At 69.1% G+C, this 12,768-nt stretch carries 11 protein-coding genes; 9 read left to right on the top strand and 2 right to left on the bottom strand.

From position 1 onward, the window contains the following. Positions 1–5: 5 nt before the first annotated feature. Positions 6–1,595, bottom strand: coding sequence for an alpha-N-arabinofuranosidase (locus tag ACZ5AJ_RS15600; protein WP_464135957.1), 1,590 nt, complete (start codon positions 1,593–1,595; stop codon positions 6–8). A 26-nt stretch (positions 1,596–1,621) separates the two neighbouring features. Next, positions 1,622–3,154, bottom strand: a complete 1,533-nt coding sequence (gene arfA, locus ACZ5AJ_RS15595) for an arabinosylfuranosidase ArfA (RefSeq protein ID WP_464135956.1) — start codon at positions 3,152–3,154, stop codon at positions 1,622–1,624. 218 nt (positions 3,155–3,372) lie between these two features. On the opposite strand from arfA, the gene ACZ5AJ_RS15590 reads away from it, so the two are divergent. The 9 genes from ACZ5AJ_RS15590 to ACZ5AJ_RS15550 all read left to right on the top strand — a co-directional run bounded on the left by ACZ5AJ_RS15590 (position 3,373) and on the right by ACZ5AJ_RS15550 (position 12,754). Continuing rightward, the gene (locus ACZ5AJ_RS15590; protein WP_464135955.1) at positions 3,373–4,479 is read left to right on the top strand and encodes a LacI family DNA-binding transcriptional regulator; all 1,107 of its coding nucleotides are present in this window, start codon (positions 3,373–3,375) and stop codon (positions 4,477–4,479) included. A 266-nt stretch (positions 4,480–4,745) separates the two neighbouring features. Then, positions 4,746–6,080: an ABC transporter substrate-binding protein gene (locus ACZ5AJ_RS15585; protein ID WP_464135954.1), complete on the top strand. Its 1,335-nt coding sequence runs from the start codon at positions 4,746–4,748 to the stop codon at positions 6,078–6,080. Continuing rightward, complete coding sequence (locus ACZ5AJ_RS15580) at positions 6,077–7,000, top strand: carbohydrate ABC transporter permease (protein ID WP_464135953.1); 924 nt, start codon at positions 6,077–6,079, stop codon at positions 6,998–7,000. The genes ACZ5AJ_RS15585 and ACZ5AJ_RS15580 overlap by 4 nt, the downstream gene beginning before the upstream one ends. 4 nt (positions 7,001–7,004) lie before the next feature. After that, positions 7,005–7,847 (top strand): carbohydrate ABC transporter permease, encoded by an 843-nt coding sequence (locus tag ACZ5AJ_RS15575; protein ID WP_464135952.1) that lies wholly within the window; start codon positions 7,005–7,007, stop codon positions 7,845–7,847. A gap of 11 nt (positions 7,848–7,858) precedes the next feature. After that, positions 7,859–8,482 (top strand): DUF624 domain-containing protein, encoded by a 624-nt coding sequence (locus tag ACZ5AJ_RS15570; RefSeq protein WP_464135951.1) that lies wholly within the window; start codon positions 7,859–7,861, stop codon positions 8,480–8,482. 136 nt (positions 8,483–8,618) lie between these two features. Next, on the top strand, positions 8,619–9,734 hold the full coding sequence (locus ACZ5AJ_RS15565; protein ID WP_464135950.1) for a LacI family DNA-binding transcriptional regulator: 1,116 nt from the start codon (positions 8,619–8,621) through the stop codon (positions 9,732–9,734). Next, positions 9,731–10,534, top strand: coding sequence for a thymidylate synthase (locus ACZ5AJ_RS15560; protein WP_464135949.1), 804 nt, complete (start codon positions 9,731–9,733; stop codon positions 10,532–10,534). Before ACZ5AJ_RS15565 ends, ACZ5AJ_RS15560 begins: the two co-directional genes overlap by 4 nt. Beyond that, a complete protein-coding gene (locus tag ACZ5AJ_RS15555; RefSeq protein WP_464135948.1) occupies positions 10,534–11,169 on the top strand; it encodes a dihydrofolate reductase in 636 nt (211 codons plus the stop codon). Before ACZ5AJ_RS15560 ends, ACZ5AJ_RS15555 begins: the two co-directional genes overlap by 1 nt. Before the next feature lie 244 nt (positions 11,170–11,413). Continuing rightward, positions 11,414–12,754: an MFS transporter gene (locus tag ACZ5AJ_RS15550; RefSeq protein ID WP_464135947.1), complete on the top strand. Its 1,341-nt coding sequence runs from the start codon at positions 11,414–11,416 to the stop codon at positions 12,752–12,754. The last annotated feature ends 14 nt before the right edge of the window (positions 12,755–12,768 follow it).

Here is a 12,768-nt window from a genome sequence, read left to right as displayed (position 1 = left end):
GCGCGTCAGCCCAGCGTCAGCTGCACCGTCGCGAAGGAGTGCGCGGGCAGGGTGACCTCGAGGCCCTTGGGGTGCTCGCGGATGTCGGTCAGCGCGACCGGGGCGACGGCGTCGGGGTGCTCGGGATCGTTGAAGGTCGCGGTGCCCTCACCGGTCAGGAGGGTGGCGGCGACGCCGGCGATCTCGCGGCCGCGCAGGTCCAGCACGAGGGTGCGGGCCTCGGAGGCGTCGAGGTTCGACAGGGAGATGAGCGCCGTGCCCTCCTCCTCGCGCACGGACGCGGAGGCGGAGACCAGGGGCAGCGCACGGCCCTCGACGTCCTTGGGCGCCTCCGGGAGGGAGACGTGGGTGGCCAGGGAGCGGGCGTCCTGGTGGGCGGCGTTCATGGCGAACACGTGGTAGGTCGGGGTGAGCACGAGCGCCCCGGTCTCCTCGTCGGTCAGGATCATGGCCTGCAGGACGTTCACCGTCTGGGCGATGTTCGCCATGATCAGACGGTCGGAGTGGCGGTGGAAGCCGTCGAAGTGGATCGAGGCGACGAGCGCGTCGCGGACCGTGTTCTGCTGGTAGAGGAACCCGGGGTTGGTGCCGGGCTCGACGTCCCACCAGGTGCCCCACTCGTCGAGGACCAGGCCGACCTTCTTCTCGGGGTCGTAGCGATCCATGATCGTGGAGTGGCGTGCGACGAGCTCCTCGGTGCGGGCCGCGTTGGCGAGCGTGGTGTACCACTCCTCGGTCGTGAAGTCGCGGGCCGATCCCTTCTTGTCCCAGTTGTGGGCGAAGGTGTAGTTGTGCAGGGAGATGGCCTGGTAGGGCAGGTGCGGGCCGGCGTCCTTCATGAGGGCCTCGGTCCAGCCGTAGTCGTCGACGTTGGCGCCGCCGGCGATGCGGGTGACCTTGTTCCCGGCGTGCTCGCGCACGAACGTGGAGTACTGGCGGGCGAGGGCGGTGTAGTCGTCGGCGCGCATGTTGCCGCCGCAGCCCCAGGACTCGTTGCCGATGCCGAAGTAGGGGACCTTCCACGGCTCGTCACGGCCGTTGGCGCGGCGCAGCGCGGCCATCGGGGAGTCGTCGGCGCGCGTGAGGTACTCGATCCACTCGGACATCTCCTGGACGGTGCCGGAGCCGACGTTGCCGTTGACGTAGGCCTCGGCGCCGAGCAGCTCGACGAGGTCCATGAACTCGTGGGTGCCGAAGGAGTTGTCCTCGACGACGTCGCCCCAGTGGGAGTTGACCACGCGGGGGCGCTGGTCGCGGGGCCCGATGCCGTCCTTCCAGTGGTACTCGTCGGCGAAGCAGCCGCCCGGCCAGCGCAGGTTCGGGATGTTCAGAGCGCGCAGCGCGGCCACGACGTCGTCGCGGATCCCGCGGGTGTTGGGGATCTCGGAGTCCTCGCCGACGAAGAAGCCGCCGTAGATGCAGCGGCCGAGGTGCTCGGCGAAGTGGCCGTACAGGTGGCGGGAGATGACGGGGCCCGGCAGGTCGAGGTCGACGACGACGGTCGCGGGGCCGGTGGCGGTGCGGGTCGTGGATCCGGTGGCCGGGGTCCCCAGTGCGGAGACCAGGTTTCCGGTGAGGGCGGACGATGAGGTCATGAGAGCTCCAGAGGGTGTGTGATGGATCAGGCGGTGCGGCGTGCGAGGCGGACCATGCTCCACGAGATGGCGGGCAGGGTGCCGGTGAGCCGGCCATCGGCCAGGGCGATGCTGCCGTTGACCTGGGGCGCGACGGTGTCAGGGGCGTCGGCGGAGTTCGAGGCGTAGACGTCCTCGTGGTGCAGGGTGACGGCCTCGACGAGCTCGAGGTCGCCGAAGGCGGAGAGGTCGACATCCAGGTCGAGCTCCTGGGCGGGGTCGCGGTCGACGACGAACAGCGTCAGATCGCCGGAGTCGGCGTCCCAGGTGGCGACGGCGTCGGCCGAGGAGGAGTCGCCGAAGCGCTGGTTGGAGAAGCGCGGGGCGTCGACGCCCACCTGCAGCACCTCGCCCTTCGCGAAGCGGGAGGTGAGGGCGAAGGGGTGGAAGGTGGTCTGCTTCCAGGCGCGGCCGCCGGGCTCGGTCATGATCGGCGCGATGACGTTGACGAGCTGGGCGAGGGAGGCCGAGGCGACGCGGTCGCTGTGGCGCAGGAGGGAGATCAGCAGGTTGCCGAACACGACGGCGTCCTGGGCGCTGTAGATGTCCTCGAGCAGCACGGGAGCGACGGGCCAGTCGTCGCCCTGGGGCGGACGGGACTCGGCGCGATGCTGGTACCAGACGTTCCACTCGTCGAAGCTGATCATGATGCGCTTGTCCCTCTTGAGCTTGGCGCGCACGTGATCGGCGGTCGCGACGACGGACTCGATGAAGTGGTCCATGTCGTCGGCGGAGGCGAGGAAGGAAGCCTGGTCGTCGTCCTTCTCCGCGTAGTAGGCGTGGGCGGAGATCATGTCCACGAGGTCGTAGGCCTCGGTGAGGACCGTGTTCTCCCAGGCCGCGAAGGTGTCCATGGAGGAGCTCGAGGAGCCGCAGGCGATGAGCTCGAGCTCGGGATCCTCCTGGCGCATGAGGCGGGCGGCCTCGGCGGCGGTGCGGGCGTACTCCTCGGCGGTCTTGTGACCGGCCTGCCAGGGGCCGTCCATCTCGTTGCCCAGGCACCACATGCGGATGCCGTAGGGGTCGGCGTGACCGTTGGCGGCGCGCTGGTCGGAGTAGGCGATGCCCTGCGGGGCGTTCGCGTACTGGAGCACGTCGAGGGCCTCCTCGATCCCGCGGGTGCCGAGGTTCACGGCGTACATCGGCTCGACCTCGGCCTTATCGACCCAGCGCATGAACTCGTCGAGGCCGACGGTGTTCGGCTCGGTGGAGTGCCAGGCGAGGTCATGGCGGGCGGGCCGCTGCTCGACCGGGCCGACGCCGTCCTCCCAGCGGTAGCCGGAGACGAAGTTGCCGCCCGGGTAGCGCACGGAGCTCACGCCGAGCTCGCGGGTCAGGGCGAGGACGTCGGTGCGGAAGCCGTCCTCGTCGGCCGACGGATGGTCCGGCTCGAAGATGCCGGTGTAGACGCAGCGGCCCAGGTGCTCGACGAAGGCGCCGAAGGTGCGGCGGCGCACGGGCGCGACGCGGAAGGCCGGGTTCAGGGCGAGGGTGACGGATCGGACGTCGGAGCGAGGCATCGAAGAGGCCTTTCAGCAGCATCGGTGGAGGGCGCGTGGCGAGGGCCCATGGCCCGACGGACCACAGGTGCAACGTTGAACCAACCCAACCATGCGCCCCTGCCGACGTCAAGCGCGCGCCGACGGGCGTTCGCCGTCGGGCGCGCCCCGGCGGGCGCGCATCGTCGCGCCGCACCCGGCGGCGGCCGCCGCCCCGGCGCGATGAGACAATCCCCGGCATGACAGCCGAGCCGTCCCGCCGCCGACGTCCCCCTCGCCTCGCCGACGTCGCCGAGCTCGCGGGCGTGAGCATGAAGACCGTCTCCAACGTCGTCCACGGCTACGCGCACGTGCGCCCGGAGACGCGCAGGAAGGTGCAGGCGGCGATCGACCGCACCGGCTATCGGCCGCAGCTGGCGGCCCAGCAGCTGCGCAAGGGATCCAGCGACATCGTCACGCTCGCCGTGCCCTCGCTGACCTTCGGCTACTTCTCCGACATCGCGCAGCACTTCATCGACCAGGCCCGGCTGCGGTCCCGCACCGTCGTCCTGCACACCACGTCCGACGGACGCGAGCAGGAGCTCGAGGTCTTCGAGGGCTTCAAGCGGCGCCTGGGCGACGGCGTCATCTACTCGCCCCTGCTCGTCGAGGAGGAGCTGTTCGCACGGACCGCGGAGTTCCCCCAGCCCACGGTGCTGATCGGCGAGCACGTCCCCGACTCGGCGCTGCCGGCGGGCTCGGACTACGCGCGGATCGACAACGTCCGCGCGACGTCCGACGCGACCGCGCACCTGCTCGAGGGAGGGCGACGGCACCTGGCGTTCGTCGGCGCGCTCCCCATCGGGCCGATCCTGCACCCTCACAGCTCGGCGGCGCTGCGCTTCGAGGGATTCCGGCAGGCGCTCTCGCGGCACGGCCTGGATCCCGAGGCGGCACCCGCCCCCGAGGTCGAGAACTGGCATCGCACCGACGGGCGCGACGCCGCCCGTCGGCTCATGTCCGAGCATCCCGAGATCGACGGGATCATCTGCGGCAACGACGAGCTCGCGCTCGGCGTCCTGGCCGGCCTGCGGGAGAGCGGACGCCGCGTTCCGGCGGACGTCGCCGTGGTCGGCTACGACGACTCCCCCGACGCCCCCTTCGCCTTTCCGGCCCTGAGCTCCATCAGCCCCGACAAGGCGTTCCTCGCCCGGATCGCTCTGGACATGCTGATCGAGCGGATCGAGGGCTACGACGGGCCGCCCCGCACGGTCACCGCGCCGCATCAGCTCGCCGTCCGCGCCAGCTCCCGCACCGACCTGGGCACGAACCGGGGTGCGGACCCCGCGGCCGACGCAGCGGACTGACCGCCGGACCGGCCGGCCGACGGCTCCGTCGGCCCCGACCGTCGATCCCGGCACGTCTGTGCAACGTTGTTCCGGATCTGTGATCGACCAGTGCCCCCGCAGGTCACACACCATTTTCAGTCCTCCCAGGGGACTCCGCGGACCGCCGTGACGACCTCCCGTCTTGCCAACATCTTTTACAACGCTGTAATGTCTCACCCGATCGCTCCGCTGGACCCTTGTCATCGCGATCACGTGCAGATTCGCTGCTCGCAGGACGGAACACCATGAAACGACGAAGTTTCCTCGCGGGAACTGCTGCCGCCGCAGGCCTGGCCACCACAGGATGCGGCAACCTCGCCACCTCTGACCCGAACACCATCACGTTCATGTTTCGCGGAAGCATCGACGAGCGTGCCGCGTACAACGAGGCCATCGCCGAGTTCGAGCGCCAGAACGACGTGACGGTCAACGTCATCGTCACCAACGCCGACCAGTACGACACGAAGCTCCAGGCGGCCATCCTGGGACGGAAGACGCCCGACGTCTTCTACTTCGACTCCGGCAAGGTCAAGGCGTATGCGATCAACGACGTCCTCCAGGACCTCACGCCGTACCTCGAGGGCACCGGCGCCGCGGTCGACGAGCTCTGGCCGCTCGCCGTGGACCTCTACCGCTACGACGGCGAGACCCAGGGCGAGGGGGACAGCCTCTACGGCCTCCCCAAGGACATCGGGCCGTTCTCCTTCGGCTACAACCGCACCATGTTCGAGGAGGCGGGCATCGAGCTGCCCGATCCCGAGGTGCCCTACACCTGGGAGAGGTTCGCCGAGGTCTGCCAGGAGCTGACGCGGGACACCGACGACGACGGCCAGCTCGACCAGTGGGGCACCGGCCTCAACGTCACCTGGAACCTGCAGGCCCTGGTGTGGTCCAACGGCGCGGACTGGTCCGACGAGGCCGCCACCACGGTCACCGTGGACACCCCGGAGTTCGCCGAGGCCCTGCAGTTCTTCGCGGACCTCCAGAACGTCTACGAGGTGACGCCCTCGATCGCCGAGTCGCAGACCCTGGACACCTACCAGCGCTGGATGCGGGGCCAGATCGGCTTCTTCCCGGTCGCTCCGTGGGACCTGTCCACCTACCGCGATCTCGACTTCGACTGGGACCTCATCCCCTACCCCGCGGGCAGCACCGGCAGCCCCTCGACCTGGATCGGCTCGCTCGGCATCGGGGTCTCCTCGACGTCGACGAACCCGGAGATGGCCGCCCGCCTGGTGGCCTTCCTCTCCGCGGATCCGGACACGCAGAAGCTCCTCGTGGACGCGGGGGTCCAGATCCCCAACGTCCGCTCCACCGCCCTCGAATGGGCGGAGGACGACTCCTTCATGCCGGTCAACAAGTCCGAGATGATCCGCATCGTCGAGGACTACGGCCGTCCGCTGCCCGGCTACAACACCTACAACGCCGAGTGGTACACGGAGTTCTTCACCAACATCCAGCCGGTCCTCGACGGCGATCAGACCGCCGCCGAGTACTGCGCCTGGGTGCAGCCGCGCATGCAGAAGCTGCTGGATGCGGCCAACGAGCAGGAGCGCTTCGACCGAGGAGAGTACCGATGAGCACCGTCGAGACCTCGTCCGCCCGCCGCGGCGGGACCACCAGCGCCCTGCACCGCTCCGAGAACCGCTGGGCGGCGGCCTTCATCGCCCCGCTGGTGATCGGCTTCGTGCTGTTCGCGCTGCTGCCGTTCTGCTACTCGCTGTACACGGCGTTCACCAACTGGAACGGCCTGAGCTCCCCGACCTTCACGGGCCTGGACAACTTCCGCAAGATGATGGCGGACGACTACTTCTGGAAGGCCATGTGGAACACCCTGTTCCTCATGATCGGCATCCCGATCGGCCTGACCATCTCGCTGCTGCTGGCGATCGCCCTGAATCGGAAGATCCCCGGGCAGTCCGTGTTCCGGGTCATCTACTACCTCCCCGTGGTCACCTCGCTCGCGGCAATCTCGATCCTGTGGCAGTGGGCCCTGAACGGCGACTTCGGCCTCATCAACCAGGGCCTCGCCCTGATCGGCATCGACGGACCGAACTGGCTGAACGAGGCGTCGACCTCGAAGCCCGCCCTGGTGCTGATGATGGTGTGGAAGGGCATCGGCTTCTCGATGCTGCTGTACCTCGCAGCGCTGCAGTCGGTCCCGCGCTCCCTGTACGAGGCGGCCGAGCTCGACGGCGCCGGCTCGTGGACGATCTTCCGCCGCATCACCTTCCCGATGCTGCGTCCGGTCACCTTCTTCCTCGTGGTCACCAACATCATCGGCGGCTCGCAGGTGTTCACCGAGGTCAACATCATGACCCCGACCGGCGGCCCGGAGTTCTCGACCGCGACCATCGTCTGGTACATCTGGCAGAAGGGCTTCCAGAACCTCCAGCTGGGGTATGCGACCGCGATGAGCCTCGTGCTCGGGCTCGTCATCTTCGTCATCACGCTCATCCAGTTCCGGCTCAACGCCCGGAACTCCTTCTCGGTGGAGTGAAGCCATGTCCCGTCGCCGCACAGCCCGCATCACCAACACGGTGGTCGTCATCCTGCTCGCCCTGGGCTCGGTGCTCATGCTCGCGCCCCTCATCTGGATGGTCTCCACGTCGCTCAAGACGATGGAGGGAGTCTTCGAGCTCCCGCCGCAGTGGATCCCGGATCCGTTCGTCTGGTCGAACTATGCACGCATCTGGGAGGCGGGCCCGCTCCTGTCGGGCATCCGCAACAGCGTGATCGTCTCCCTGACCGTGACGATCATCGGAACCCTCACCTCGTCGGCCGCGGCCTTCGCGTTCTCGAAGCTGCGTCTCCCGGGGAAGAACGGCATCTTCCTGGCGATCCTCGGCGGGTTGATGATCCCGTTCCCCGCGCTGATGATCCCCACCTTCATCATCTTCGCGCAGATCGGCTGGGTCGACACCCTGCTGCCGCTGATCGTGCCGGGCCTGCTCGGGAACATCATGATGGTGTTCTTCCTGCGCCAGTACCTGCAGAACGTGCCGGACTCGCTGATCGAGGCGGCCCTGCTGGACGGTGCCGGCCACCCGAAGATCTTCGCGAGGATCATCTTCCCGCTGATCCGTCCCGCGATCGCCGCGCAGTTCATCCTGTGGTTCATGGCGGTGTGGAACGACTATCTGGGTCCGATCATCTACCTGAACTCGGAGAACGTGCAGACCCTGCAGCTGGTCATCGCCAACTTCAACGCGACCTACGCGATCCAGACGGACTATCCGCTGATCATGGCCGCCTCGCTGGTCGCCCTGCTGCCGGTGCTGGTCGTGTTCCTGGTCTTCCAGCGCCAGATCATCGAGTCGATCGCCCTGACCGGCTCGAAGGGCTGAGAGGTCCGACCATGTCCGAGACCCTCATGGTGTGGCTGCGCATCGCCACCCGACTGGTGCTGGTGCAGCTGATGGCGATCGCGCTGACGCTGCTGGGGCTGGTGCTGCTCGGCGCCGCTCCTGCGGCGACCGCGACCGCTCGGGTGGTCAGGCCGGTCCGGCGCGACGAGTCCCTGCCGATCGTGCGCACCATGTGGGTCACCTGGAGGGCGTCGCTGCTGAGGTCGAACCTCGCGGCGGCGCCCTCCGGCGCGCTCGCCCTCGCCGCAGGCACGAACCTGCTGCTGCTCGCGATGCTCCCGGCGGGCGGCGGCCTCTCGACGAGGCTGGGCCTCGTGGGTGCGGCCGCCGTGGTGGTGCTGGTCCTCGCACTGCTGGCCTGGCTGATCGCCACGACGCTGCTGGCCGATCCCGACCTCTCCGCCGGGGAGGCGCTGCGAGCCTCGGTGCTGTTCCCGCTCGCCTTCCCCGGCACGGCGCTGTCGCTGCTGGTGACCCTCGCGGCCGTCGGCCTGGTGTGCGCGACGGTGCCGCCGGCCGCGGTGCTGTGGGGCGGGTCGGCGACGATGCTGGTGACCGAGCTGCTGGTCTCCGCCCGTCGTCGGCTCCTCGCCGACCGCCTCGCCGCCGCCTGACCCGTCGGCCGTCTGACCCGTCGACCGCCTGACCCGTCGGCCGTCTGACCCGGCCGACAGCCGCCTGACCTGCCCGTCGTCCGCGGTCCGACCGGCCCGCAGCAGGGCCCGTCGGCAGGATGGGAGAATCGTCCCCATGCCTTCCGTGTCCACCCCGGGTCCTCCCCGCCCGCCGACGCTCCGCGATGTCGCCGAGCTGGCGGGCGTATCGATCAAGACGGTCTCGAACGTCGTCAACGACTTCCCCCATGTCAAGGACTCCACACGGGAGCGGGTGCGGGAGGCGATCCTGCAGATCGGCTACCGCCCTCAGGCTGCGGCCCAGCAGCTGCGCACCGGCAACAGCGGACTGATCACCCTGGCCGTGCCGTCGCTCGACTTCACCTACTTCTCGAACATCGCGCAGGCGTTCATCGAGGAGGCTCAGCGCCGCGGGCAGACCATCGTCCTGCACTCGACGTCGGCCGGCCGCGACGAGGAGCTCAACGTCCTCAGCGGCTTCAAGCGGGTGCTGGGCGACGGCGTGATCTTCAATCCGCTGCGGCTCGAGGAGGCCGAGTTCGCGCGGATGGAGCGCACCAGCCAGCCGACGGTGTTCATCGGAGAGCATCTCCCCGACACCCTGCCCGCGGGCTGCGACTACGTGAAGGTCGACAACGAGGCGGCCGCCTTCGACGCCACCGCGCACCTGATCGCGCAGGGCAGGCACCGGCTCGCCTTCATCGGAGCGATCCTCACTCCGCAGGGCGTCCAGCCGCACAGCTCGGGCATGATGCGACGCGACGGCTTCCTGCGGGCGCTCGCCCAGCACGGTCTCGAGGCCCATCCGCATGCCGTCCAGGAGGTCGCCGACTGGCATCGCCACGACGGCGTCGCCGGTCTGGATGCGCTCGTCGAGCGCTTCCCCGAGGTCGACGGCATCGTCTGCGCGAACGACGAGGTCGCCATCGGCGTGCTGTCCGCGCTGCGCCGGCATGGTCGACGGGTCCCCGAGGACGTGGCCGTGATGGGCTACGACGACACGCCCGAGACGGAGTACACGATGCCGCCTCTGTCCTCGATCTCGCCCGACAAGCACGCCCTGGCGAGCGCGGTCCTCGATCTGCTGGCGGAGAGGATCTCCGGCTATGACGGTCCTCCGCGCACCATCGTGACTCCGTACGATCTGGTGGTGCGCGAGAGCACGGCCGCCGACCGGCCGGCGCAGACAGCAGAGACAGAGCAGAAAGCCCAGGAAGCACAGGACCGATGAGCATCCCCACCCCGTACGAGGACCTGCTGCGCGATGTGCTGGAGAACGGTGCCGCGAAGTCGGACCGCACCGGGACCGGGACCCGCAGCGTGTTCGGCCGCCAGATGCGCTTCGACCTCTCCGAGGGCTTCCCGCTGATCACCACCAAGCGGGTCCACTTCCGCTCGCTCGCGATCGAGCTGCTGTGGTTCCTGCGCGGGGACACGAACGTGCGCTGGCTGCAGGAGCGCGGCGTCACGATCTGGGACGAATGGGCCGACGAGGACGGCGAGCTCGGCCCGGTCTACGGGGCGCAGTGGCGCTCCTGGCCGACGCCCGACGGCGGCATCATCGACCAGATCACCGACGTCGTCGAGCAGATCCGCACCGACCCCGACTCCCGCCGTCTGATCGTCTCCGCCTGGAATCCCGCAGCGATCCCCGACATGGCCCTGGCGCCGTGCCATGCGCTGTTCCAGTTCGAGGTGCACGACGGGCGGCTCTCCTGCCAGCTCTATCAGCGCAGCGCGGACATGTTCCTCGGCGTCCCCTTCAACATCGCCTCGTACGCCCTGCTCACCCACATGATCGCGCAGCAGGTCGACCTCGAGGTCGGCGACTTCGTGTGGACCGGCGGCGACTGCCACATCTACGACAACCATGTCGAGCAGGTGACCCGGCAGCTGTCCCGCGAGCCGTTCCCGTACCCCGCCCTGCGCATCGCCCGACGTCCGGAGTCGATCCTCGACTACGAGTTCGAGGACTTCGAGATCCTCGACTACCAGCACCATCCGGGCATCAAGGCACCGGTGGCCGTCTGATGGCAGGGGCTCCGCCGCAGATCGGCATGATCTGGGCTCAGGCGCGCGACGGGATCATCGGCGCCGACGGCAGCATGCCGTGGCATCTGCCGGAGGACCTCCGCCACTTCCAGCGCACGACCCTCGGCCATCCCGTGGTGATGGGGCGGCGCACCTGGGAGTCGTTCCCGGCGCGCTTCCGTCCGCTGCCCGGCCGGACCAACATCGTGATCACGCGCGACGACGGCTATCCGCTCGAGGGCGCCCTGCGGGCGCGGGATCTCGGGGAGGCGCTCCGCCTCGCCGCCGACAGCATCGCCGCCGGCAGCGCCACCGATGCCGCCCCGGCCGACAGCCTCTCGGCATCCCCGGCTCCCCCGGCACCGACGCTCTGGGTGATCGGCGGAGGCTCCGTCTACGCCGAGGCGATGGACCGTGCGGACCTGCTGGTCGTCACCGAGATCGACCTCGAGGTCGACGGCGACACGCACGCCCCGCGGATCCCTGCGGACTTCTCCCTGGTCGTCGATCCGTCCGACGACCCCCTCGCCGACGAGGCGGACTCCACGTGGCGGACATCGGCCTCCGGCCTGCGCTTCCGCATCCTCACCTACCGTCGCGGGCACGACGCCGGTCGCGGGCACGACGGCATGTGACGGCGCGCGCCGCACCGCAGCCCGACCCGGCATGGCCCGGCACCGCACGACCCACCACTTTCAAGGTGACGAGCATCACATGCTGACGCCGTCCTCCCTGGTCATGGGTGGACATCCTCCCGCCTCCCTTCCGTAGGTCAGGAGCACCTCGACAAATTAGTGGCATGCCACTAATAATCGTCGGCGGGTCCCAGCGACCTGCGGCCTGCGACGACGCAGGGCGGACAGCGACGAAGGAGTCACCGTGACCTCACAGACGCCCGAGACGGGGTTCCCACCGGATCCGACGATCGATCTCCAGGGCAGCCCCAACCTGGTGGGCCCGAAGCTCCTCATCCCCCACATGGGGATCAAGCCCGATCGCGAGCGCCCGATCTGGTTCATCGCCGGCATCGTGCTCGCCCAGTTCGGCCTGTTCGTTGCGCTCCTCGCCCCGGCCACGGTGTCCATCCAGCTCAAGGTCCAGACCCTCACCTCGGTGCCCGCCGAGCAGGCCTCGATGACGGCCATGGTGATCACGCCCGGTGCCCTGGCCGCCGTCCTCTTCAACGCGATCGGCGGACGGCTCTCCGATCGGACCACCTCGCGCCTGGGCCGACGGCGCCCCTGGATCGTGGTGGGCATCGTGGGGCTGGCCCTGTCGCTGCTGCTGATCTCCGTGGCGGGCGGCCCGCTGCAGATGGCGATCGGCTGGTTCATCGCACAGGCGTTCGCGAACATCGCCTTCGCCGCGTTCCTCGCCTCGGTGGCGGATCAGCTCCCCAGCACCCAGTACGGGAAGACCTCGGGCCTCATCGGCATCGCCCAGAACGCCGGCGTCATGGTCGCGACCTGGCTGGCCGCCTTCTTCGTCGACGAGATGGTGCTGCTGTTCATGATCCCGGCGCTGGTCGGCGTGGTGCTCATGGTGGCCTACGCGCTGATGATCCCCGAGCCCGTGCTGCGGGAGAACCGCTACGCCTTCAACCTCCGCGAGCTGGTCTCCACCTTCTGGACCAATCCGATCAAGCACCCGGACTTCGGCCTCGCCTGGTGGGGCCGCTTCCTGATCATCCTGGCCTCGTACCTGTTCATCACCTTCCGCCTGCTCTACATGACCAACCATCTGGGTCTGAGCTCCGACGCCGCCGCGGGGGCCGTGGCGATCGGCGTGACGATCTACACCGTGACCTCGATGGTCGCGAGCGTGGTCGCCGGCTGGCTCTCCGACCTGCTGGGTCGGCGCAAGGTCCTCGTGGCGGTGTCCATCCTCCTGTTCGGCATCGGCACCTACGCCCTGCTGCACGCCGACACGGTGACCGCCTTCTACGTGTGCGAGGCGATCATGGGCCTGGCCTACGGGATGTACGTGGCGGTCGACCTCGCGCTCGTGCTCGATGTGCTGCCGGACCGCGATAACGCCGGCAAGGACCTGGGTGTGTTCAACATGGCCAATGCGCTGCCCCAGTCCCTCGCTCCGGGTCTCGGCGGCTTCCTGCTGGCGAACCTTGGCGGCGGCACCGACTTCACCGCGCTGCTCGTGGCCGCGGCGATCTCCGCGGTGCTCGGCGCCGTGATCACCATGTTCATCCGCGGAGTACGCTAGAGGGCCGAGCTCGT

The sequence above is a fragment of the Brachybacterium zhongshanense genome, assembly GCF_055385755.1.
This window is presented reverse-complemented; position numbering and strand designations above follow the sequence as displayed.